Source organism: Spirosoma oryzicola (assembly GCF_021233055.1).
Taxonomy (GTDB): domain Bacteria; phylum Bacteroidota; class Bacteroidia; order Cytophagales; family Spirosomataceae; genus Spirosoma; species Spirosoma oryzicola.
In genome coordinates this window covers 233,219-256,774 of the sequence record NZ_CP089538.1, presented here as the reverse complement: position 1 = coordinate 256,774, position 23,556 = coordinate 233,219, and the positions used below count along the sequence as shown (strand labels likewise).

Annotated in this window: 18 protein-coding genes and 1 tRNA gene; 10 read left to right on the top strand and 9 right to left on the bottom strand. The window is 48.9% G+C overall.

Going from position 1 to position 23,556, the window contains the following annotated elements:
• Positions 1-37 precede the first annotated feature (37 nt).
• From LQ777_RS01015 to LQ777_RS00985, 7 genes are all read left to right on the top strand, one after another.
• Complete coding sequence (locus tag LQ777_RS01015; RefSeq protein ID WP_232560661.1) at positions 38-3,103, top strand: serine hydrolase domain-containing protein; 3,066 nt, start codon at positions 38-40, stop codon at positions 3,101-3,103.
• 160 nt (positions 3,104-3,263) lie between these two features.
• Positions 3,264-7,184, top strand: coding sequence for an Ig-like domain-containing protein (locus tag LQ777_RS01010; RefSeq protein ID WP_232560660.1), 3,921 nt, complete (start codon positions 3,264-3,266; stop codon positions 7,182-7,184).
• Between the two features lie 43 nt (positions 7,185-7,227).
• Positions 7,228-7,665 carry a nucleoside deaminase gene (locus LQ777_RS01005; protein WP_232560659.1) on the top strand — a complete coding sequence of 146 codons (438 nt, stop codon included), beginning with the start codon at positions 7,228-7,230 and terminating at the stop codon, positions 7,663-7,665.
• Positions 7,666-7,723: 58 nt separating this feature from the next.
• Positions 7,724-8,338, top strand: a complete 615-nt coding sequence (locus tag LQ777_RS01000) for a superoxide dismutase (protein ID WP_232560658.1) — start codon at positions 7,724-7,726, stop codon at positions 8,336-8,338.
• A 102-nt stretch (positions 8,339-8,440) separates the two neighbouring features.
• A tRNA-His gene (locus LQ777_RS00995) sits at positions 8,441-8,516 on the top strand.
• A gap of 132 nt (positions 8,517-8,648) precedes the next feature.
• A complete protein-coding gene (locus LQ777_RS00990) occupies positions 8,649-9,245 on the top strand; it encodes a carotenoid biosynthesis protein (RefSeq protein WP_232560657.1) in 597 nt (198 codons plus the stop codon).
• Positions 9,246-9,438: 193 nt separating this feature from the next.
• Positions 9,439-10,317, top strand: coding sequence for a MerR family transcriptional regulator (locus tag LQ777_RS00985; RefSeq protein ID WP_232560656.1), 879 nt, complete (start codon positions 9,439-9,441; stop codon positions 10,315-10,317).
• A 31-nt stretch (positions 10,318-10,348) separates the two neighbouring features.
• Here the strand turns inward: LQ777_RS00985 and LQ777_RS00980 are convergent, their stop codons facing one another.
• On the bottom strand, positions 10,349-11,320 hold the full coding sequence (locus LQ777_RS00980) for a YheT family hydrolase (protein ID WP_232560655.1): 972 nt from the start codon (positions 11,318-11,320) through the stop codon (positions 10,349-10,351).
• Positions 11,321-11,374: 54 nt separating this feature from the next.
• On the opposite strand from LQ777_RS00980, the gene LQ777_RS00975 reads away from it, so the two are divergent.
• On the top strand, positions 11,375-11,821 hold the full coding sequence (locus LQ777_RS00975) for a hypothetical protein (protein WP_232560654.1): 447 nt from the start codon (positions 11,375-11,377) through the stop codon (positions 11,819-11,821).
• A gap of 49 nt (positions 11,822-11,870) precedes the next feature.
• Here LQ777_RS00975 and LQ777_RS00970 read toward each other — a convergent pair whose 3' ends face one another.
• The 8 genes from LQ777_RS00970 to LQ777_RS00935 all read right to left on the bottom strand — a co-directional run bounded on the left by LQ777_RS00970 (position 11,871) and on the right by LQ777_RS00935 (position 20,833).
• Entirely contained in the window at positions 11,871-12,641 is a 771-nt protein-coding gene (locus tag LQ777_RS00970; RefSeq protein WP_232560653.1) for a glycosyltransferase family 2 protein, read from the bottom strand.
• Between the two features lie 78 nt (positions 12,642-12,719).
• Positions 12,720-13,676, bottom strand: a complete 957-nt coding sequence (locus LQ777_RS00965; RefSeq protein WP_232560652.1) for a glycosyltransferase family 2 protein — start codon at positions 13,674-13,676, stop codon at positions 12,720-12,722.
• Positions 13,677-13,765: 89 nt separating this feature from the next.
• Positions 13,766-14,590 carry a hypothetical protein gene (locus LQ777_RS00960; RefSeq protein ID WP_232560651.1) on the bottom strand — a complete coding sequence of 275 codons (825 nt, stop codon included), beginning with the start codon at positions 14,588-14,590 and terminating at the stop codon, positions 13,766-13,768.
• Positions 14,591-14,662: 72 nt separating this feature from the next.
• Positions 14,663-15,595, bottom strand: coding sequence for a glycoside hydrolase family protein (locus LQ777_RS00955; RefSeq protein WP_232560650.1), 933 nt, complete (start codon positions 15,593-15,595; stop codon positions 14,663-14,665).
• Between the two features lie 84 nt (positions 15,596-15,679).
• Entirely contained in the window at positions 15,680-17,356 is a 1,677-nt protein-coding gene (locus LQ777_RS00950) for a hypothetical protein (protein WP_232560649.1), read from the bottom strand.
• A 58-nt stretch (positions 17,357-17,414) separates the two neighbouring features.
• Positions 17,415-18,488 carry an NAD-dependent epimerase/dehydratase family protein gene (locus LQ777_RS00945; RefSeq protein WP_232560648.1) on the bottom strand — a complete coding sequence of 358 codons (1,074 nt, stop codon included), beginning with the start codon at positions 18,486-18,488 and terminating at the stop codon, positions 17,415-17,417.
• 224 nt (positions 18,489-18,712) lie between these two features.
• The gene (locus tag LQ777_RS00940) at positions 18,713-18,991 is read right to left on the bottom strand and encodes a hypothetical protein (protein ID WP_232560647.1); all 279 of its coding nucleotides are present in this window, start codon (positions 18,989-18,991) and stop codon (positions 18,713-18,715) included.
• Positions 18,992-19,087: 96 nt separating this feature from the next.
• Positions 19,088-20,833 (bottom strand): M3 family oligoendopeptidase, encoded by a 1,746-nt coding sequence (locus tag LQ777_RS00935; protein WP_232560646.1) that lies wholly within the window; start codon positions 20,831-20,833, stop codon positions 19,088-19,090.
• A gap of 166 nt (positions 20,834-20,999) precedes the next feature.
• Between LQ777_RS00935 and LQ777_RS00930 the strand changes: the two genes are divergently transcribed.
• On the top strand, positions 21,000-21,365 hold the full coding sequence (locus tag LQ777_RS00930; protein ID WP_232560645.1) for a BlaI/MecI/CopY family transcriptional regulator: 366 nt from the start codon (positions 21,000-21,002) through the stop codon (positions 21,363-21,365).
• 28 nt (positions 21,366-21,393) lie between these two features.
• Positions 21,394-23,508 carry a M56 family metallopeptidase gene (locus tag LQ777_RS00925; RefSeq protein WP_232560644.1) on the top strand — a complete coding sequence of 705 codons (2,115 nt, stop codon included), beginning with the start codon at positions 21,394-21,396 and terminating at the stop codon, positions 23,506-23,508.
• Positions 23,509-23,556 lie beyond the last annotated feature (48 nt).

Sequence of the window (23,556 nt, the reverse complement as noted above, 5' to 3'; positions counted from 1 at the left end):
CGATAGCCGACTGTACCTTTTTACCAATCGAGTACCCATGCGGAACAACCTTGTACGACCGATTTTGGTCATCGGTCTGCTGTCCGTCAGTTTATTTACGGCATTTGGCTTAACGAAGCCAGGGCGTACTTTATGGACCCGGCTCGCCCCGTCGGCACACGCTCACAAAGCGAAGGCCCGACGGTTGACGGCACCCGCTTCGCACGTGCGTTCGTACGCCACCCCTGTTGAAGTCTTCTCGCTTTCCGATAGCGGGCAGCGTTGGGTCGACAGTGTGTTTCAGACGCTCACCCCCGAACAAAAAGTCGGGCAATTTTTCATGGTGGCTACGTTCTCCAACCGTCATGATAATCATTACCAATACATCGAGCACCTTATCCAGACAAACCATATTGGTGGTCTGATCTTTTTCCAGGGTGGTCCGTACCGGCAGGCCGTTCTGACCAATCGCTATCAGGCATTATCAAAAGTCCCTTTATTGATTGGCATTGATGGCGAATGGGGATTAGGGATGCGCCTGGATAGTACGATGGACTTTCCTAAGCAGATGGCGCTCGGTGCCATTCGCGACAATGAACTGATTTACCGGATGGGCGCCGAAATTGGCCGGCAATGCCAGCGGCTCGGCATCCATATCAATTTTGCCCCGGTATCGGACATTAACAGCAACCCCGCGAATCCGGTCATCGGCATCCGTTCATTTGGGGAGTCGAAGGAGAATGTAGCCTTGAAAGCGTCGGCCTACATGCGTGGCTTACAGCAAACCCACGTCATTGCTACGGCTAAGCATTTTCCGGGCCACGGCGACACCAATGCCGATTCGCACCACACGCTGCCAACCGTTAGCCGGTCGTCGGAGCAAATGCGTGACATTGACCTGTACCCATTCCGGAAACTCATTGCCGACAGTTTGATGGGCGTTGTAACGGGTCATTTGCATGTACCAGTAATGGACAACACCCCGGCCCTGGCCGCTACGTTATCCGAAAAAATTGTAACAGAGCTTCTTAAGAAGGAGCTGGGATTCCGGGGGCTGGTCTTTACTGATGCGCTGAACATGGGCGGTATCAGCCGGTCACCCAAAGCAATGGACGTTAACCTACGGGCGTTGATGGCCGGGAATGATATTTTGCTGTATCCAGAAAACGTTCGGGAAGCCTCGCAAAATATCCTTAATGCGATTCAGCAGGGTGTCATATCCCAGGAATTCATTGACGAAAAAGTCAAAAAAATACTTCGCGCTAAATACTGGGCTGGGTTAAATCAGTATAAGCCCATCAATCTTGCTGGCTTATCGGCGGAGCTGAATTCACCGGAAGCGCAACAGCTCAAGCATGACTTGTGCGAACAAGCGGTTACGGTTGTTACAAATCGTAACAAGATCCTGCCTATCGGCCCGTTGGACTCCCTGCGGTTGGCGTCGATTGCGATTGGTGCAGATGTCGACAACCCGTTCCAAAAAACGCTTAACCAATACGCGCCTTTTCAGACGCTTTCTTACCCAAACAAGATTGTTTCCGAAACGGAACTGAACGATGCGCTGGCTCAGGTCAGTTCGGCGAATACGGTTGTCGTGAGCTACCACAAAATGACCGAGTCGAGTTACCGGAAGTTCGGCATTACAAAAGCTTCATTCGATCTGGTAACACGGCTGAAACAACGGGGCGTCAAAGTAATTGTTACGGTTTTTGGTTCGCCTTACAGCCTTACGCAGTTTACGGATGCCGACGGCCTGATCTGCGCTTATCAGGAATTTGATGAGATGCAACGCGTTGTGCCTCAGGTTCTGTTCGGCGCACTAGGCTCCCGCGGTATGCTGCCAATTTCGACGGGTGATCTGAAGGTTGGGCTTGGCGAAACGGTCAGTCCGGAAGGTCGTCTTTCGGCGGGTTCGCCAGAAAGCGTTGGCATGAAAACCGCCGTTCTGGCAAAAATTGACGCTATTGCTCAAAACGCAGTTCGCGATCACGTTGTACCCGGTTGCGAAATTCTGGTGGCTCGTAAAGGCAAGGTTGTTTACAGCAAGAATTTTGGTGCGTTGACTTACAGCCCCGGTGCAGAGAAAGTAACGGACGAAACGCTGTATGATCTGGCTTCATTGACCAAAGTGCTGGCAACGCTGCAAAGTGTGATGGTTCTGTATGATCGCAAGCAGATTGACATAAGCCAGAAAGCATCGCTTTACTTGCCCGAACTTAGAGGCACTAACAAACAGAATATCGTTATTCAGGATTTGTTGTGGCATCAGTCGGGTATGGTGTCGTTCTACCCAACCACATGGGACCGGACACGGACGCCGGGTGGTGGGCTGAAAGCTGAATATTACAGTGCTACCCGTGATACGTTGCACCCGCTGCAAATAGCACCGACGCTTTGGGCAACGCCTGCGCTGAAGGACTCAGTCTGGAAATGGGTGGTTCAGTCACCAATGTCCCGCAAGCTCGACGAGTCGGGCAAACCCGCTTACGTGTACAGTGATTTGAATTTTCTGATGCTGCAAAAGATTGTCGAGCGCGTCAGCAAACAACCTCTGGATGCGTTTGTAACGGAAAATGTGTACAAAACGCTTGGCTTACACCAGTTAGGCTTTACACCACTTCAACGCCTGAAAAATCCACATTGCGCACCGACGGAACAGGATACCTACTACCGGAATCAACTACTGGTGGGTACGGTACACGATCAGATGGCAGCGGTACAGGGGGGAGTTTCGGGACATGCCGGGTTGTTTGGAAACGCCCATGACATTGCGACCCTTCTTCAAATGAATCTCCAAAAGGGGTTTTACGGTACGGAGCGTATCTTTCAACCGATGACGGTTCCTTACTTTACGCAGACATTGAGTAACCGTAGCCACCGGGCGCTGGGCTGGGATAAGCCGAATCCGGAAAGTTCGAGCAGCGTTTATCTGGCGCAACAAGCCTCCGCCACCTCATTTGGGCATACGGGCTTTACGGGTAACGTCGTTTGGGTTGATCCGGAAAAGGAATTAATCTTCGTTTTCTTGTCGAACCGTATTTATCCGACAGCGGGCAACAACTCAATCAACACAACTAAGCTTCGCCGAAGAATACACGAGTTGATTTACAGCGCAGTTTTATAAGCGCAACACACTCCACGATCCTTTCGTCTTTTATGAAATGCCACTGTGAAAGGTGGCATTTTTATTGTTAGATACTATTAGTTACCCTCGTCTACCGTCTGCATCAAGTAAAGTAATTTTGCTATTTTTAGATACGTTAACCGCTTTTCCAATTATATCTATGAAGGGACCTATACGTTACTTTTATCTCTTCATCTGTTTTTGTCTTACCGGGTTTATGACACCGGGCAAGGCTCAAACCATCACGACAGGTGCCTTATCGGCCAGTATCGCCTGCACAGGCTCAAACGGTACACTGGTTATTCCCTTTTCAACGACGGGCGCGTTTTCGACCGGAAATGTTTTTACGGCTCAACTATCGGATGCAAACGGCGTTTTCTCTGGTTCTACGATCAGCATCGGAACGCTTTCTCTGGTTCCATCAGCAGCCAACACGGCTACAATCAATGCGACGATTCCAAAGACGACAGCAGCCAGCGTAGCGTATAAGATCAGGGTTATTTCCAGTTCTCCGGCTCGCATTAGCACAAATACCCAACAGGTCGCTGTCCAATCGGCTCCGGGTTTGCCTACGGTATTAACGCCTGCTGCGTATTGTGAAGGTGATGTTGCCCAACCCCTGACCGCTACAGCTTCGTCTGGTGGAACGTTAAACTGGTACGGAACGAATGCATCAAACGCGCCAACCAGTGTTGCAACAGTCCCAAATACCAACCTCACCGGTAGCACGGCTTATTACGTAAGCCAAACGCTGAATGGCTGCATGAGCGATAAAGTAAGCATTAAGGTAACGGTTAACGAACGCCCAGATGCGCCTATCGTTGCGAACAAATCGTACTGTCAGGGTAGTGTTGCCAGTCCTTTGTCTGCTACAACTGTTACGAAGGCAACGCTCAATTGGTACACAGGGGCCACTGGCGGGGTGGCTTCATCGATTGCTCCAACTCCTAACACAAGCGTAATTGGTCAGAAAGCCTATTACGTCAGCCAAACGTTGAACGGATGCGAAAGCGAGCGGGTCTCCCTCCTTGTAACAACTAGCAATGCTCTGCCAGCTCCTGCAACAATCGCTTCGGTAAGTATTTGTCAGGGAGCAACGACGGCAGCGCTTACAGCTACGGCCCTATCAGGAGCGACATTACGGTGGTGGGGTACATCGGCTACGGGTGGCACGGCTTCAGCAACACCGACAGTACCTACTAATCAAAGCAGTGCTACGTATTACGTTAGTCAGATAATTGATAACTGTGAAAGTCAGCGAGCAGCAATTGCCGTAACCGTACTGTCGGCGCCCGCTTCGCCTTCTGTGCCGGCTGCGTTGACCTATTGCCAGCATGAAACAGCAAAACCCTTGTCGGCCACAGCGCTATCGGGCGGTACATTAAATTGGTACGGGACCAACAGAACCGGTGGTACAGCTACCTCGACACCAACCACGCCTGGTACGACCTCCGCTTCGACAACGTTATATTATGTCGCTCAAGTAGTAGGCAACTGCGAAAGTCCACGGGCCAGCTTGTCCGTACAGGTGAAACCGCTACCTACAACTCCGACCGTAGTCAGTCCAACTATCTATTGTCAAAATCGTCCAGCGAACGCTTTGTCTGCAACACCAGCGCAAGGTGGCACATTGAACTGGTACGGAACCAATGCCACGGGTGGTACAGCGTCGGTTACGGCGCCTACGCCTTCTACAAGCACCGTTAGTTCAACGGTTTATTACGTGAGTCAGACGCTGAATGGCTGCGAGAGTGCTCGGACAAGTTTGACGGCTCTGGTTAACCCGTTACCCAACAAGCCCGCCGGTATTACCCCAAGTCCTTACTGCGAAGGCGCGAAAGCCAATCCATTATCGGCTAGCGGTCAGGATCTACACTGGTATGGTACCCAACAGTCGGGTGGGCCCTCTTCCCTAACGGCAACAATTCCGAATACATCGATTATTGGCACGACAAACTACTACGTTACGCAAATCGTAAACGGTTGCGAAAGCGACCGAGCGGCTATTCCGGTGCTTGTCAAAGATGCACCCACGGCACCCGTCACGACACCCGTTGATTTTTGCCAGAATAGTCCTGTGCCAACACTACCAGTAACCCTTACGGCTAATGCAACAGCAAACTGGTATGGTACTAATGCGACGGGTGGTACGGCATCTGCCACGAGTCCCGTTGTTCAGAACACCACACCAGGGCAAACGATGTATTACGTCAGTCAAACGCTGGATGGTTGCCAGAGTACAAGAGCCAGTCTGGTTGTTACAGTTAAAGCAATACCCGTTGCTCCTGGCGTAAGTTCAGTAAATTTCTGCAACAACGCGCAGGCACAAGCGCTGACGGCTACGGGATCAAACATCAAGTGGTACGACGCGTCGGATCAACCGTTGGCTAATGCTCCGACACCCGGTACAAACACGATTGGCAATCAACTTTTCAAAGCCACGCAAACCGTAAACGGCTGTGAAAGTAACAAGGCGGCCTTAACCGTCAGCATCAAACCCATACCGGCCTCTCCCATCGTCAGCAATCTAACGTTCTGTCAGGCACAGAAGGACCAGCCCGCTCAGACGATTTCGCCGTTGACCGCAAGTGGTCAGAATCTGCGGTGGTACAATACCGACGGTCGGGTTTATTCAAGCGCTCCAACGCCACCCATCTCGCAGACAGGTAGTATCAGCTACCAGGTTACCCAGACGGTTGACAATTGCGAAAGCCAGAAAGCTACACTTCAGGTATACGTGCAGACAACACCCGTCCCGGTGGTTTCTAAGCCGGTAGTTGCGTACTGCGTCGATGAGAAATCAGTACCCCTGGAAGCAACCGCTGAGCCAGGGGGTGTCTTGCATTGGGTCGATCCGTACGGCCACGAAACAACCGTTGCACCCGCTCCTCCCACGATCAACGTCAATGTAGAGCCCGGTGGTGATGCGTATTATGTGTATCAGACCAGTTCATCGGGTTGCTACAGCGCCCGTTCGGTTGTTAAAGTCATCGTCAACGCGATACCAACTTTATCATTAACAGGATCGGCCTCGATCAATCTGGGCGAGAGAACACCACTACGATTACAGTTCACGGGCAATCCTCCGTTCAGCTACACGCTGACGGGTGGTTACTCGGGCGTATCCCGCACAGCTGACACAACCATTCAGGTACTACCCAGAGGCAATACTACTTATCAGGTCACGACCGTCTCCAATAGTTGTGGTGTTGGGCTACCGGGTAATCCGGCAACAGCCGTCATCAGTGTACAAAGTCCAACGATCACGACGAGCAGCATAGGCAATAACATTGTGTGCGCAGGAACAACTCTGACGGTACCGTTTCAGACGACAGGAGCATTTAGAAATGGCAACACGTTTAAAATCGATCTGATCAGTACGGCAGATACGAGTAAAAAATACGAAATTTCTGCTACCAGTACCAACAGCCCTGTCACAGCACGTTTGTCAGATTCTTTCGTAGCTGGTCAGTATTACGTTCGCGTGAAAGGATCAAATCCAGATGTCGAAGTGGTAGGGACCAACAGCCCCACGCTTGTTACGGTACGCTCCAAACCGATTGCCCTCCTGAAGGGTGATCAAACTATTTATGCGGGTGTCCCGGCAAGCTTGACGGTTACCCTAAGCGGTGAAAATCCCTGGACAGTAACGTACGCGGATAGCCTTCGATCATATGTAGCAACAACCACTACGAACCCATACGTTGCCGAAGTCCGACCCGCGCGAACGACAACGTATCATCTGGTTAGTGTGAGCAATGGTTGCGGAGCAGGCGCTATATCGGGTACAGCGACTGTAAAAGTTCTGGTTGTAACAGGGCTGGAAAACAATTCACTCGATCCGTTGGTGGGTGTGTATCCCGTACCCGCTCAGACATCTGTGACCGTGGCGATTGATATGCCTTTGAGTCGTACCCCGGCTGTTCTTTCGCTCATGGATCAGCAGGGACGAACAATCCATCAACTGACCACCCGTACGGCCAAAACCGAACTTGATCTGAGTACTCAACCGACGGGTCAGTATATACTTCGCATTCAGGTTGGAGACCGGCAGTCGGTTCGGAAAATTCTTAAACAATAAATTAAGCTGTATTTTAGCCGGTTCTCCAGCTACCCTCTTGCTTATGTTCTCGGATGACTACTTTATGGATATTGCGCTAAGTCTGGCGGAAGAGGCAGCCGAAGCGGGCGAGATCCCCGTTGGCGCTTTAGTTGTCGCTCAAAATCGTATTATAGCGAAGGGTCGAAACCAGACGGAGCAATTCAACGACGTAACCGCTCATGCCGAGATGCTCGCCATCACGGCAGCGACGCAATACCTCGGCGGCAAGTACTTAACCGACTGTACACTTTACGTCACGCTGGAGCCCTGTGTGATGTGCGCCGGGGCCTTGTTTTGGGCGCAGATCGGGCGTGTTGTGATCGGCGCACCCGACACAAAACGTGGGTACAGCCGCATTCAGCCCTCGCTGTTACATCCCAAAACGCGCGTCGAAACAGGTGTGTTAGCCGATGACAGTCAGCAGTTATTGACTAAGTTTTTTCGACGCTTAAGAACATAAACGAATGGAGCCGTGTTAACCCAACCGAAAGATCTTCCATTTTAACTTTATAAGTCCAATGGCTTTTGTATTAGACCCACTACCCTACCCCAGCGACTCGCTCGAGCCTAACATTGACAAGCAAACCATGGAAATTCACCATGACAAGCACCACAATGCTTATGTTACGAACTTAAATAATGCAATCGCTGGAACAGAGCTGGAAAACAAGTCAATTGAAGAATTGCTTCAAACGGTGAGCCAGGCTCCGGTTGCAGTACGCAATAACGGGGGCGGCCATTATAACCATACCTTGTTCTGGAATACGATTTCTGGTAACGGTGGCGGCCAGCCAACGGGTGAGCTAGCCGACGCGATCAACGAAAAATTCGGTTCTTACGACGCTTTTAAAGAAGAGTTCACGAAAGCTGCGACGACCCGCTTTGGTTCAGGATGGGCGTGGTTGATCGTTACTCCAGAAGGTCAGTTAGCCGTTACTTCAACCCCAAATCAGGATAATCCACTCATGGACGTTGCGGACGCAAAAGGATTTCCAATCATTGGTTTGGACGTTTGGGAACATGCGTACTACCTAAAGTACCAGAACCGTCGTCCCGAATACATTGGCGCTTATTTTAACGTAATTGACTGGAACGCTGCGAATAAGCGTTATCAGCAAGGTAAGCAAGCCTAATTATAAGCGATGAATTATAGACAATGTTGGCTATTGTAGAAAAAAAGGTAGCCGCTATTGTTTATAATTCATTGCTATTTACTATCTTTGCCCTCTCAAAACGGTGATTGTAGCTCAGTTGGTTAGAGCGTCGGATTGTGGTTCCGAAGGTCGCGGGTTCGAGCCCCGTCTTTCACCCCCTAGTAAAGCCTCCTGATTATTCAGGAGGCTTTTTTTGTAACACTTCTCTCGATCAGGTAGTTGCTCGTTCATGGCCGTTCATGTTCCTACAGTTACCCGGTATCACTCAATCATCCGAGCGATTTTGATTATGGCTTACCTTGCGGGTATCGTTGGTTTACAACTCCCCCCGTTGGTAGACTATTTCCGCCCGTTAAGCCCCGTTACGCTTATTTCATCCCTGGTCGTTTTACTGTTATATCACACCGACTGGCGTCCTTCCTTTTACATCTATCTTGCCCTCACCCTACTGGCGAGCTATTTTATTGAAGTAATCGGTGTTCATACAGAGTCGATTTTTGGTCACTATGCCTACGGCTGGGGACTAGGCGCTCAGGTATGGTCAGTTCCTCCGGTTATTGCTGTCAACTGGCTTATCTTGTCGTATTGTATTGGTTCTGTATGCAATGAGTTACCTGCCCCTGCCTGGCTAAAAGTTGTACTGGCCGCAACAGTGATGGTCGTGTTAGACTTATTTATCGAACCCGTAGCGATTCAGCTGGATTTTTGGACGTGGTTCGGGCAGCCAGTTCCTTTGCAGAATTATCTTGGTTGGTGGCTTGTTTCTATTCTACTGTTTACCGTTTGGTATGCCCTACCCTTCCGAAAAGACAATCGCTTGGCGAAGTGGTTATTGGCATTACAATTCACGTTTTTTATCGGCCAATTTTTGTTCATACTTTTGTAGAATCCACTTAAACAAAAGTCAAACTTTGGTGTTCTATAAGTATATTTGCATAGCAAGCAAACTTAACGATGGTATTGACCGTATGTCTTTATTTATCTTCAGTCGGCTTGTAAAAGCAGTCTGCTGTCAACTGCAAAAAAGTATGAATCAGCATGGCGCTTTACTCCCTGTTCATATACAATAGATTGGTTCTATGAGTAGTTACTCCATAAAAGATTTAGAGCAACTTTCGGGCATCAAAGCTCACACGTTGCGAATCTGGGAACAACGCTACAATATAATTTCTCCCAAGCGAACGGATACCAATATCCGCACGTACGACGATCAGGATCTCAAACTGGTGCTGAATATTTCTCTGCTAAAAGATCATGGATACAAGATATCTGAGATCTCGAAGCTGTCGGTAGAGGAAATGTATCGTGAAGTAATCAAGATTTCAGATCGGCAACTTAATTATCCTGATCAGATCCACGCGCTTACCATCTCGATGATTGACCTCGACGAGGAGCGTTTCGAGAAGATCATCAGCACGAACATTCTCCAGTTTGGCTTTGAGAACACAATGATTCACATTGTCTATCCATTCTTAAGCCGAATCGGTACGCTTTGGGTGACAGGATCGATTGGCTCTGCCCAGGAACACTTCATTTCTAATCTGATTCGTCAGAAAATTATCGTTGCTATCGATGGGCAGGCCAGCAAACAGCGGCCAGACGGCAAAAAATACATGCTGTTCTTACCGGAAGGTGAAATGCACGAGATTAGTCTCCTTTTCAGCAATTACATCATTCGGGCTCGCTACAACAAAGTTATTTATCTGGGTCAGAGTTTGCCGTTCAACGAGTTGGTTTTTGCCTACAACGTTCACAAACCTGATTATCTGCTCACGGCCTTGACCTCGGTACCCGCAAACCACGAAGTCCAACCTTATGTTGATCGTCTGGTGAAATCGTTTCCGGACGTTCACTTGCTACTCATGGGTTACCAAGTCGTCGGACAGGATATTGATATTCCCGAAAATGCTACAATCATCAATCAAATCGAAGATCTGATTCACATTGCCAGCGCCTAGTTCACGCTGAACAGATCGCAGAAGCGATGTTTTAGCCGTCGATTGTACCTTCGGCAAAAGCCAGCGCTCGTCGTTCGGCGTAGGTGTATATGTCATTCGCGACCATAAAGCCAACGTGACCACCCGTAGCGGGCGTTTCTAAAAATATAGACGGATGGTTTTCAGCAAGCCAACCGGGTGAACATTCGGCGGATAGTAACGGATCGTTTTTTGCGTTTAATAATAGTGCGGGTACTGCAATGTCAGCCATGTAATTAACGGCGGAAGCCTGATTGTAAAAGTCGTTGGCATCGTGGTATCCGTTTACCGGAGCCGAGAAAAAATCGTCGAAATCACGCCATTGCTTTACCTGCTTCAATTTTGTCATATCCAGCCGGCCCGGAAACAGGTCGGCTTTCTGATTTAGTTTCGCAATCAGTTTTTTCATGAATCGATTCCGGTAGAAACGATTCGAAGTCCGGTCGAGCAGCGCAGCACTAGCTCCCAAATCAGTTGGGGCCGAAATGGCAACTCCTCGCTTGATAACATCGGGGGCGTGTTTTGCATGGACACCCAGGTATTTCAGGATAATATTTCCTCCCATGCTGTAGCCTACCAAGACGATTTCCTCGTATGATTTGGTGCGTAATGCGTGGTTTATCACCTCACCAATATCACCAATCTCACCATGATTATAGAGCCGAAAAGCCCGGTTCATCTCTCCACTGCACGAACGACAGTTCCAGGCGAGCACATCAAAGCCATGCCGAGAAAACAGCCGGGACGTTCCAAGCATGTATTGGCGTCGGCTATCGCCCTCTAGTCCATGCGTCAGAATAACCAGTCGTTTCTTTCCTGCATCGATCCAGTCAAGGTCGATAAAATCGTCGTCGGCGAGCGTTAGCCGTTCACGTTCGTAAGTAACGCCAGTGACATTGCGGGTAAGACTTGGAATAATGGTTTGTAAATGACCATTGTAAAGGTAGGCAGGCGAACCAGAATAAACAGATTTAAGCAGTGGCATATATCGTAAACAACAGCTACGTTTATGGCGTTGTTTCAAGACTAAATTCTTTCTATGAACCTTGCCAAATATGTTTCGGTAATCATTGCCAGCACGATTAAATTCATTGGCGGGCCATTGACAGGGGCAACACTGGGCTTATCCTGGATAGAAACATCCCTTTGTACAGTGGCGGGCATGATGCTTAGTGTGGCAGCAATTACTTACGCCGGATCAGCCATACAAGCCTTAGTCGATCGTTACCGAAAGCAGCGCCCAAAGCGGTTTACACGCCGAACGCGGATGGCAATCAGAGTGTGGAAGCGGTTTGGCCTGATGGGAATCGCTTTTCTGACGCCTTTGATTCTCACGCCTATTGGGGGCACCGCTCTCGCGGTTTCGTTCCGCGTGAGTCGTGGTCAGCTCCTGCTTTATATGCTGATCAGCGGGTTTCTGTGGGCGGTCGTACAAACCCTCGCTATTTACCAGATTCCCGGCTTAAAGGGCCTGATAGCACGATGAGCCAACCGTCTGCGGGCTGGCTCATCAACTAACGCTAATAGACTATTTTCTACCGGCTAACTGTTTGCGCTACAGGCGTCACCGGTTTTTTGTGGAAATCACCACGCGAAAAATATTTTTCGATCAGGCAGTACATCAAGATAAAGAAGTAGCGGCTGCCCATCTCTTTAATCTTTAGTTTAGACTCGCCGTATTTCCGGTTTGTCCAGCTATTGGGTACAACGGCGAAGCTGTAACCACGCACAATCGTTTTCAGTGGGAGCTCCACCGTCAGATTAAAGTGAGGGGCTAAAAAGGGCTTAATGCCTTCAATGGTCTCGCGCTTGTACAACTTAAACGCATTGGTCGTGTCGTTGTACTTAATCCCCATCAACAGCTTAACGATGAAGTTGGCTACGCGGTTGATGTACATTTTAAGCGGTGGGTAGTCAATTACTTTTCCACCCTTTCCCCAACGCGACCCAAATACGGCGTCGACATCGGTTTCAAGCATTTTATTATAAAACTTAACCAGATCTTCTGGATCATCAGACATGTCGGCCATAAATACAGCCACACAGTCGCCCGAAAAACGTTCCAGTCCGTAACGAACCGCGTAGCCAAATCCGTTAGGACCAAGGTTTGTGAATGGAACCAACGTTGGAATTTCATTAGCCGCCATTTCATTAAGTACCCGTAACGTTCCGTCTTTCGAGTTGTCGTTGGTCACGCAGATCTCGTGCGGAATACCGTGTTTAGCCAAGGTCTGGTACAAGGCCCGTAAGGTGGGCGGCAACGATTCTTCTTCGTTATAAGCCGGTATAACAACGCTTAATTTCATAGCTATAGCACGGATTCTGGCCCGTGATTCTCTAAATAGGTTTGTAGCTTCCGTCTCCGTACTGGCTGCCGTCACGAATTATCGGTAAGGCAACAAACGAATTGTACTGTACAATTTCGCTAACGGCTGAGGAACAATATAATCACGAATTACTTTTTTCGCCTTATCCCACTCTGGTTTTCCCAGATAAAGGTACTGAATGGCCACTTTGGCGCGACGGAAATAAGTGTCTTTGTATTGTTTCGAATCGAGCATCATCCGGTAATAGCGAGCAATATTCCGGCGCAAAAGGTGATCGTAGCGGTAATCAAGCTCCCGGTTGATGTCGCTATACATTTGAATTCGATTGCGCAGAAATGATTCGTCGTAGTAGTTATCTGCGTAACTAGCTCCACCCCGGTTTTTACGATAAACCGACATCACATCCGGGATATATCCAATCTTACCCAGTTTTGCCTTCAGGATCAAGCGGGGAATATCACCGCTCGATGATTCCCGAAACCAGGCCGGGTACTCCTTGATGTTGTTCCGGTACATGCAACTTGACGTAGCCATAAACCAGATCTCATCCTCGCCGATCAAATCATCCAGCGTATAATAGGGCTTCATGTCGGGGCCGTTGAGTAGGTACGACGGCGACCCATCTTCGAAAATGACCCGCGTGTTGCTAAAAACAGTGGAATAGTCAGAATGAGCGTCTAATAGATCGGCCTGTTTTTGCAGTTTCAGCGGATCTATCCAGTAATCATCGCCATCCATCAAGGCCCAATATTCACCTTTGGCTAGCTTTAGGGTCTCAAGGCAGTTGATCCCCCCATTTTTCCCCATGTTGTGAGGATGTAGTACACCAATAACTAAGCCAGGATATTTTTGCTCATACTCTTGAATAATCTCACGCGTACCATCTTTTGAAAAATCATCGCCCACCAGAATTTCAATTGGAAACGTTGTCTGCTGAGCAAGAGCGCTCTCGATGGCAGCGCGAATGAATTTATGCTGATTGTAAGTAATAATCAGCACGCTAACTTTAACCATATACTGGAAATTTACAGCTAGTCGTTAAGTACTTCAGTTGAAACCCGAATGTCACGTATAGGGTTCACTTGTAGTACTTAATGACTAACTTAAGCAACTGCCACCGATGGGGCATGTTTTGCCTGCTGGATCTGGGTTTTCCAGCCCTGCGGCTCATCTTTGTCAGCGGGTGTACCCCACGGGTTATAAAACGGTAGAATCGACACCCAACGTCCGGCGGGATCTTCCCAACTGAAGCGGTCAGCAAAGCTGGAAGGACTCACCCAATGAGGGAGGTCGTAGCGAAACAAAAGCAGATCACCCGAATCCTGGAAACCTTCTGTTTCAATAATGTGATCGTTTATTACATAGCCTGTGCCACCTGACGTGTAGTCTTTTCCGTACTGGTTCAACGCTAGAATCAACCCTACTTTTTGTGGATTGAGCGGATGCCAGTGCCGGCCAAAGAAACTTCCTCCCAGCGGGTAGTGCGTTACCTGCGGGTGGAAATAAGCCTCCCCTTTGCGAATTCCAAATGCCTCATCGTTTCCAGTCAGACTGTTCCAAAGATTACGCATCGGATCAAAAATGCTCAGCAGTGTCTGCTGAAATGCTGGCTCCAGGTCGAGCAAAGCATCGAATGTATGATCGTGGAACAACTGCGGAGCCTGCTGAATTTTGGCAATATGTAACCGATGTTTGTGCTGGTTATTGTCAAACGTATCCGGTGCCTCAGTCAAAGGAGTTTTGCTAGCCCACTGGCGTGTGCCTTTGATAACTTTCGCCAGGGTTTCCTGTGGAATGCCGGTCTTTATAATGACAATATTCGGTTCGTTAACCAGCCGCATTACCTCCTCGTAAGGAATCTCGGTTACTATCTTACCATCAACAAATTCGGCGTCTATTTTAATCAGATATTTCGCTACTTCTTTCATGGGTGCTCACTTGTGGATTGTACACAAATTAGGTTGCTATCTATCTAATAAACAAAGACATTTGTTCATAATTTAGTAAGTGGCCGACTGGGTAGCGTACCCAAATCCTGATGCACCGAAGCCATTACCATTATAAAGCATAATCCATTCATTTTGATGCGGGAATATATGGCAATAATCCATCATCAATGAATCCCAACCGTCGGCAGAACGTTCAATACCGGCCAGCTCATCTTTGCGGCTCCACGTAATTCCGTCTTTCGACTCGGCATAGCCAATTCGATAGCTGCGCTGTACGTCGGTACGATAGTTCGTCGCGTTGCGGTACGAAAAATACATCTTGTACAAATCACCGTCTTTGTAAACCGTTGGGCGCCCTATTGCGTCGGTAAATTCGTCGTAACCAACGCATACCTGCCCCGTACGTTCCCAGTTGATACCGTCCTTCGATTCGGCGTACTTAACGTCGTAAAACGGTTCAGGATGCCCGTTAATGACTTCAATTTTTGTACAGGACAAATACCACATCCGCCAGGTTTCACCCTCCCGAATCACACAAGGCTGGGCCGCCCACACTTGATCATAAATAGAGCGATCCAGTAGGGGTCCGTCGTACTTTCGCTGAAACGTCAGCCCTCCATCCGTGCTAATAGCCAAACCGATACCCAGTCGATAACTCGCTGTTTCGCTTTTGTTCCAACCGGTATAGTAGAGCCAGATTTCGTCGCCAACGGGCAAAAACCACGAAGGCATGGTTCCGGTTTCATCAAACATACCAACAGCACCTTTGCTCAGGCAGGGTTGGTCATGAATATACGTTATTTCGGATAAATTGTTCGGATTCAGTTCGACAAAGGAAACCGCCGACGAACTGTTCTCATCACGCGTCGAAAAATACACGCGTAACTTATCGCCCATTGGATAGCCAAATGGTACTTGAGCGTGCGTACGGCTAAACGGTTGGGTACCGTCTGGTTTATAAATGAGTCCTTTTTTTGTCCACATGAAAAAAGCTTGTTACGAGTCAGCTTAGCCTTTTTTTGATTAATAAGTGCTGGCTGCTAAATGTGAATTATTTTTTTTACTTGTCTACTTTACGGATTGATCCACCAGCGATAAGCCATTGACACGATCCTTACGAACGTAGATTCGGGTGTCATTGATCAGGCCCACATATGTATAGTGCGCAGCTACAAATTGAGCCAACGGTCCGATTAGTTCATGGCCCTGCGTCTTCCGATCATTCATCCAAAGGCTCTGGCTACCAACCGCATCAACGAAAACCGGCGGAGTAGATCGTACAAAATCACGTACGTACCGTTTCTGATAGTCGGCCAGCATGGGATGATTAAAAGCACTGCGAATGGTATGATTCTCAGCTACGCCCTGCGGCATTTGGGTTTGTATGTAGTAATCGCAGCGCCAACCCCAAACGGCTAGTTTTTCACCGGGTCGCGCGTATTTCAGGACTTCTTTCGATACGGGCGTTTGCTGAACGGCCCAGCCATGCTGACTGTCCGAAGGATACGGGTTAACGGGCGTTTTATTCAGAAATTTCTGACCGGTTTGAACACCAAAGAGGATTAGAAAAATAGCGGTAACACCCAGCCCAAGCCACTTCCCTAAGCGTTCAACATTCAACAGATTTTGCCAGCCATACGCTAGTCCAAACAACAGCGGTCCCGTCAGAAAGTAAAGATAGTGTACATATTCCGAGCCGGTTCGGGTGATAGCAAACAGCGTTGCCACGAAGAGCAGACCAATAAAAGCACCAATCTGAACGGAATGAGCCGTTAACCGGTCTTTTCGGCGGAAGGCCATTACCAGGCCAGCTAACCAGACGATGGCGACAAACTTAACCAGCCAGTCAAACTCGCTTCCTTTTCGGAAAAAATCAGGCAGACGAAGCAGGCTTTGCCACTGGTTTGTGTCACCAGCGTACCGAAAATTGCCCAGAATATAGAACGTTACGAAGTCATCGTACATGCCGTTGACTTGCATAAACAAAACGAAAAATAGCGGGAACGCTAGCCCACATACGCCTAGTACAGCGACGCGACCAATCTTACCCGCTGCACTAAGATTTTGCCGAAGCAGTACATCGACACAAACAAACAAACCGACCACAGCCGCAAGCGGAACAGCCTGTAATTTGCCAAACGGCACCATTCCCAGAAATAAGCCGATCAACGCTATTCGACCTGTCGAAGGTTGTTTCTGCTTTAATAATGTAGCGTAAAGGTAATAGCTCCAGCTTAGCAGCAGCAGCGCAATCAGTTCGCTGTTATAATGCAAAAAATCACCATTCTGCGTTAATCCCAGCATGAAGATGAAAGGGAGCAACGCCAGACGAGCGGCTGCGTCGCCAAACCACAACCTTGCCGTTCGAAACAGAAGCCACAGACATGCCGCAACCAAACCAAAGGCGGTTAAGTGCGCAGTGATGTAATCGAATGGTAACCCGATAAAGCTGGGAACAATTAAGAAGTAGCTATCCAACGGTCCCCCTGTCGTTCCATCTACCGCCCGAAAATAAACGGGGTCCTGCCGGAGCGTTAGCGCCTGCGTAATCATCTGACTTTCGTCCGGATTAATCTCGCTGTTAAAAACAATACTCGGCAACCGTAGCAAAAACAGGACCAGCACCGACAAGGCTAGAAAGGCCCGGTGATTGAACCGGGGCCGAACGGCCAACCACAACAGCGCCCAGCACAATAAATAAACGGGAAACCAGTATAAAGTCGGGTAGGTATCGAAATGCGGCATGGACATAATACTAAAAATGCCAGCTTATTCGACTGGCATTTTTTAGCGTAAATGGATATTATTTCACCAGGGCCAACCGGGCAGCCATACTATCGTGAATCTGAACCATCGTTTCTTTCAAATCGTATGTCCAGTTCCAGTCGGGGTAGTGATCTTTGAATTTGTTCAGATTAGAAATGTACCAGATATGGTCGCCACTACGCGCCGTTTCTGAATACTGGTAATTCATTTTATTACCCGAAATTTCTTCGCATAGGGCAATGGCTTCGAGCATGGAGCAGTTGGCGTAACGGCCACCACCCGCATTGTAAACTTCACCCGCACGAGGATTCTGGTAAAAATGCCAGAACATGTTCACCAGGTCCCAGCTGTGAATGTTGTCCCGTACCTGCTTGCCTTTGTAGCCGAAAATCGTGTACTGATTACCCGTGATGGCACACTTCATCAGGTAAGATAGGAAGCCGTGAAGCTGAGCACCTGAGTGGTTTGGTCCCGTCAGGCAGCCGCCCCGGAAAACACCCGTTTTCATACCGAAATAGCGGCCGTACTCCTGTACCATGATATCAGCAGCTACTTTCGATGCGCCAAATACCGAGTGTTTGGTATGATCAAGACTCATGTACTCGTCAATACCATCCTTGAAATACGGGTGGTTCTGATCGATTTCCCAGCGGGTTTCTGTCTCGATCAGCGGCAGGTAGTTCGGGTTATCACCGTATACTTTGTTGGTCGAGGTAAAGATAAATACTGCTTCGGGGCTGTGTAAGCGGGTCATCTCAAGCATGTTGAGCGTTCCAACAGCATTCACGCCGAAATCGGTAAATGGCTCACGAGCCGCCCAGTCGTGTGACGGTTGCGCAGCCGTGTGCAGTACTAATTTAATGTCAGAGCCGTACTCCCGGAAAATAGGTTCCAGTTGGCTTACTTCCCGGATGTCAGCTGCGTAGTGTTTATAAGTAGCATAGGTGTCTGACAATCGATTCCGATTCCATTCGGTTGACCCATCGGCGCCAAAAAAGTACTGACGCATGTTGTTGTCAATACCAATAATGAGATCGAACTTATCGGCAAAAAAGGATACGGCTTCGCTACCAATGAGCCCAGCCGAACCTGTTACTAATGCAATATTCATAGCGTCTATGCTGTTTTTGACTACTTACCTTATTTAAAAAGTACTATTAAGTGCAATGCGTTAAGCGAACAAAGTAACGCAAAAAAAATAGATACTACTATTCCTTATACACAAAAGCGACGCATCGGTCAAGTTGACCAATGCGTCGCTTTTATAAGCCATCTAACTAGCCCATTCTACGGCCTTGGTTAAATAAACCTTGACCTCCGAATAATGCAAGTTGATTAAGCACCTTGCCCGTTTGTACTAGGCCCAAATAATTTCTGACGAATCTTATCGGCCCGTTGATCAAGAGCAGGATTCGGCGTGTATTTGTATTTTGTTTGTACAGCAGCCGAATCTTTGCCAGCTCCATATACTTCAGGATCACCCGCCCGATAATCAGGCCGGAAATCACCTGCCCGGTAGTCGGCCTGACGGATCGTGTTATTTTTCTGATAGTCACAGGATGCCAGCGACAGCACGGCGGCTACCATTAATCCTGCACTGAATACGCGTTTCATAGCCACTTGATTACGAATTGATTCTGCAAACTTACGAAAGAGTCGTTAGTCGTAAGCGGTTAACCGTTAGATTTTTCTAATTTTCTCGTTATTCGTCTACTTCTTAAGCGTCTCCATTTCCTCCCATACAAACGCCATTAGCTCGCGAATATGTTCGCGGGAAAAATCGAACGGTACATTAGCAGCCGCGTAAATATCCCGAATAGGCGCTTTGTACCCCAGGCTAAGCGCTTTTTTGTAGCCCTCTAAACCAGCCTCCGTGTCCCGACGATAGTTACGCCAGACACCAATAGCGCCGAGTTGAGCAATGCCGTATTCGATGTAGTAAAACGGCACCTCGTATAAATGCAATTGCCGCTGCCAGAGGTACGACTTGAAGAATTCTATGCCCGACCAGTCCGTTATTTTATCGGCAAACGTATCATAAATGGCAATCCAGCTTTCTCTCCTGTCGGCGTCGGTGTGCGTTGGGTTCTCGTAGATCCAATGCTGAAACTTATCGATGGTTGCTACCCAAGGCAGGGTTTCGATAATCGATTCAAGATGCTGAAGCTTAGCCCGACGTAATTCATCGGGGTTGTCAAAAAACACATCCCAGTGATCCATCGACAGTAATTCCATGCTCATGGAAGCTAGTTCGGCTACCTCCATCGGTGGGTTGCGGAACGCTTTTAGCAACAAATCACGCGTCAGAAACGAGTGGATAGCATGTCCACCTTCGTGAACCATCGTTACCAGATCGCGTAGGCTAGAAGTAGCGTTCATAAAAATAAACGGTACGCCGATTTCCTCCAGTGGGTAATTGTAGCCACCGGGCGCTTTTCCTTTCCGCGATTCCAGATCGAGGTGGCCCATTGCCCGCATAATCCGCAGGTCGTCGCCAAGCGAACGATCAAGTCGGTCAAAGCAGGTTATTGTCTTTTCGATTAGTTCGGTTCCCGTTCCAAACGGTTTGAGCGGTGGACGGCCCTCCACATCAACTTTTGAATCCCACGGACGCAGCGGTTCGACACCGAGTCGTTGTTTCCGATCCGAAGCCAGTTTGTCCAGCAACGGCACTACCGCATCCGCCACCGAACTGTGAAAATTAAAGCAATCTTCCGGTGTGTAGTCAAACCGACCGAGAGCCGCAAACGAGTAATCCCGGAAGTTGGCAAACCCCGCATTAACCGCTACCTGATGCCGTAGCGTTCGCAACCGATCAAAAAGCCCATCGAGCGCATCATGATCCTGATACCGCCGTTCCCAGATTTTACGCCAGGCTTTTTCCCGAACCGACCGGTCCGTTACCTGAAGTAAGTCGCTGGCTTCGGGCAAAGTCATTTCACGTCCGTCAATCGTAACGGTCATTGCACCGGCTATTGCACCGTATTTGCGTTCTTCGGTCTGAATCTCCGTTTGCAGCGGAATGTTTTCCTCGCGGAAGATCTCAATAGCCTTTTTCATGCCCCGTACCATAACCGCAAATCCTTCGTCGGTTAGCTGGCTTAAATAAGGACTGCTGATGGCTTTGATATCCAGATCGTTTCCGTACGCAGTCATGGGGGGCTGTAGCTCGGCAATAAAAAAATTCAGGCTGTTAACCAGCTCTTCGTTCGCCGTGTCGCAGGTCATTTTAATGTACCGCCACGCAAAATTCTCGGACAGGTACGATTCCAGCTCGCTCCGGTCGATCAACCATCGTTTGAGATCATCGGCGTTTTGAATAGGCCGGTTCAGTAACTCGTCGTACAAGGGTTTTACATCGTCCCAACTTTTTAGATCCGAATTAGCAAAGCGATCTTCGCCAATGAATTGCCGAACGGGACGAGTTGGAATAAGTAAGGTTTCGTTTGGGGTCATAGGGTGATTCGGCTATCAAAGTCGATGTGTAAATTTTTACGGGTTGATAAAGCAAAAAGCTATCCAGCCATCTTACAAATAAGTGATTATAAAACTTTTTTGTTCACACTCTTGCATCTACGAAAATCTTCGTATTTCTTTACTACGAAATTATTCGTAGATAATTATGAAGCCAACCGATGCTGAACTGGAAATCCTGCACGTGCTTTGGGCTAAAGGGCCGAGCACCGTACGACAGGTTCACGAAACACTAAGCCAAAGTCGTGATATTGGCTATACAACGGCCTTGAAGCTTATGCAGATCATGCATGAGAAAGGGTTACTGAGCCGGGAAGAAGATGGGCGGTCGCATACGTACACAGCGGCTGTCAGTCAGGAGGATACGCAACGGGGGCTGGTTGACCGCTTTGTCGAAACGGCTTTTCGCGGATCAGCGTCGAAGCTGGTCATGCAGGTACTGGGCCAGCACAAGACATCGCGCGAAGAGCTGGACGAAATCAAAAAGTTACTTGATAATCTGGACCGGGAGTAATCAATTAAACTGATCAACAAGGTTTGTCATGAATACTATCACGCATTATCTATCAAGTCCGGTTAGTTACGCGCTTGGCTGGACCTTACTTCACACACTTTGGCAAGGGTTCGCGCTTGTTTTGTCGGCAGCTTTAGTCTTGCAGGTATTTCGCGGTCGGTCCAGCGCGGCCCGTTACCGAACAGGCGTTCTGGCTTTATTGGCACAACCGCTTCTTTCGATGGGTACATTCGCCTGGTATTACAAGCCTCTACCCTCTACGATCACAACACCCAGCCACACGCATTCCGCAGGCTCACTACCCGTTCATTGGCAAACGATGACGCAGATAGTACCGTGGCATACCCAAATTCAGGTTTTTCTGGATAACCACCTGAGTCAGTTTGTTTTGATTTATTTAATCGGTGTCGCTTTGTTTGGTGTACGACTTACGGGTGGCTGGCTTTACCTGCAACACCTCAACCGAACAGCGGCTCAACCCGCTTCCGACCGTGTAGCCGATCTGGCCAATCACCTGCGATCAGCTTTACAGATCCGTCCGGTGGTACGCATCCGTGAGTCGGCCCGGATCGTGGTACCGATGGTTGTCAACAGCCTGAAACCTGTTCTGTTACTTCCTATCGGCCTGGCGACTCACCTGTCCATTCAGGAACTTGAAGCCGTTATTGCTCACGAGTTAGCCCATGTGAAGCGCCACGACTATGCGGTTAATCTTCTTCAGTCGGTTCTGGAAGTACTGTATTTCTTCCACCCGGCTATCTGGTGGTTATCAGCGCGTATCCGGGAGGAACGGGAACACTGCTGCGATGATCTGGCGATACAGGCATGTGGAAATAATGGACGGATACTGGCTCAGGCGCTAGCTCGTGTCGAAGAACTACGGCTGGCTCAATCCAGTCAAACGCCCGCTTTGGCAATGGCCCTGACCACCAAACGGCAGTTGCTTCTCCACCGGGTTCGGCGCGCACTTGGTGTTTCAACGCGCCCGATTGTCTCGAACGGTAGTTTGGTTGGTCTTACGCTGGCAACGCTACTCCTGGTAAGCGCATCGGTTTATGCCATTCAGCAACAATCTAAACCAAGTAAGCCGAAGCCGCAGTCGTACCGGCGGCTTAGCGCAGGTAACGGCACTGAATTCAGTATGACGGACAATAACAAGCTCGATTATATGACCTGGAAAGGTCAGAAGCTACCAGCGAAGCACGTTGACCAGCTTCAACAGCAGTTCGATCAGGTCATGAGCGGTCAGCTTCTACTAGACTCGATTCCTCAACCTGAGCGCGATATGCTACTGGCCCTTATCGAAACAAAGTATTCCTTCGACAAAGGCATGAACGCACTGGATCAATGGACGGCAGACATAAAGCATACCAGCATTGTTAGCCCGGATAAGCTCGACGAGGAATTAGCCAAAATGACTGCGCCACCAAAGCCCTTGGCCGACACCCTTAAGCAGCTGCGCAAATTGCACCAAACGCGTCTTGACAGTTTGAGCCGGCTCATGGCTCAGCGGTCGAACCAAATGGAAGCCTTGTATCGGCAGATGGAGAAGCTTCGCTTTCCAGTCGAAGCGATTGAGCGCAGTCAGGAAACGCTCGAATGGCGTAAACAACGGTTGCTGGAAGAACGGCAACGTATTCTCCAGAAACGACAACAGATGATGGACGCATCCGTCGAAGGAAAAGACAAAGCCGCAGCCGCTACGATTGAAAAACAACTTGAACTTCTTGAACCGGAAATAAAAAAGCAGGAACTCAGTGTCGAAGAGGTAGACAAGCAACTCGAAGAGGCTCAAAAAAGAGCGGAAGCAGCCCGGCAGCCCATGGACCAATTGGAACAGGAGATCGAGAAGATGACAAAACGGCTGGATTTGCTATCGGAAGAGATGAGTCGGCACAGCGAAAAAGTAGCGCATATTATGGCGGAAGACGAATCGGACATGGATCTAGATTTACCGATCAAGGTTGAATCCAAACCGGTAAAGCGTCCGACTCGTCCGTCCCGGTCGTTACGCGCTACCGTTCCTCCACTTCCAGCAACACCAGCTGCCCCTCCGGCCTTCGTCACACCGGCTCAGGCTCCTGACGCCGTAGTTCCTGCCTTACCAGCTGCCCCAGCTCCGGCGTCGAAGCGTAAAAAATAAATGGGCAAGGACGAGTTGTAGTTCTACGGCTTCGGAATGTTTTAGAAT